Source organism: Putridiphycobacter roseus, assembly GCF_003234935.1.
Classification (GTDB): Bacteria; Bacteroidota; Bacteroidia; order Flavobacteriales_D; family Crocinitomicaceae; genus Putridiphycobacter; species Putridiphycobacter roseus.
On record NZ_QKSB01000058.1, the window covers coordinates 1 to 1,072 of the forward strand.

2 protein-coding genes are annotated in these 1,072 nt (G+C 33.2%); both read right to left on the reverse strand.

Annotation, left to right across the window (positions count from 1 at the left end; genetic code table 11):
• Positions 1-176 precede the first annotated feature (176 nt).
• Entirely contained in the window at positions 177-488 is a 312-nt protein-coding gene (locus DNU06_RS17480; RefSeq protein ID WP_111064788.1) for a hypothetical protein, read from the reverse strand.
• A complete protein-coding gene (locus DNU06_RS17485; RefSeq protein ID WP_111064789.1) occupies positions 461-784 on the reverse strand; it encodes a hypothetical protein in 324 nt (107 codons plus the stop codon). Before DNU06_RS17485 ends, DNU06_RS17480 begins: the two co-directional genes overlap by 28 nt.
• Positions 785-1,072: the final 288 nt, after the last annotated feature.

Below are 1,072 nucleotides of genomic sequence, written 5' to 3' on the forward strand. Positions count from 1 at the left end.
GACAACAGTTAATGTTAAATAATAACTTGTATTTTTCTTAATTGTATGTTTTACACCTGTTTTAATACAAGTAAAAATACGAAAAAAAATGTATTGTACGTTGATGATGGCGCAGCAGTGCAACTACTGCGCAACGGGGGGCGCTGCACTGAGCCATTACCGCAGTGAGGGAAGAATTATTGAACGAATAAATTATTGAGGTCAAATCGACCATTGGTTATTTTTATGGTGTCTGTTTTTTCTTCGTTTACAACTGTAAATTCAAATAAGCCTGAGACTATCTTATTTTCAAGGTCTAGTTTTGTAATTTCTATAAAATGTGATTTTGTTGAATCAATAAAGTTTCTCTCTACAGTGGTTATGTCGCCCGACTTATCAACAATTTCCACACCCGGGTAGCTTGAATTAGAACTAGCATATGCTATATCAGTGTAGATGCCAGTTGAATAGACATCATTTTTTATATATACATAAATATATATATCCATTTATCAAAGTCTTTTAAGTTTAATACATTAAATCGAAGAGTTCCGTTGTCTTCATAATACCGTTGTTTTTCTATCGCCTTATAACTAAAGTTCCCTTTCGGAATATAGACCTCCCCATCTACCAAACAACCAAACGTGTTAGCGCCAGTTTGGGTAGCTTCGGGTAATTGTTCTAATGGTGTTAGAGGCTCGTTTGGCTTAATCGGTGTTTTAGTGCATTTAGCGCTAATCATTAGTATGCACATTACCATGAGACCATAAAACCTTAATTTTTTGAATATATCCTGTGATTTCATAAGCCGTTCATTGTTTTGCTTTTGCAATTTACGAATAAAATTAATTTATTACAATTAACTATTTGTTATATGTTTATGAATAATAGCTGCGCAGTAGTTGTACTGCTGCGCCAATCTATTAATTATAAAAATAATTATTCATTTAACCGTTCTCAACATTGGTGGTAAACAGATTACTTCATCCAAAACACCTTTGCCATCAATGTAATTACTAGCTGAAGAATAGCGCCAATGTTCTGGTTCATTTACATAACCTTCAACCACAGGATTCTTATGAATATAGTTAAT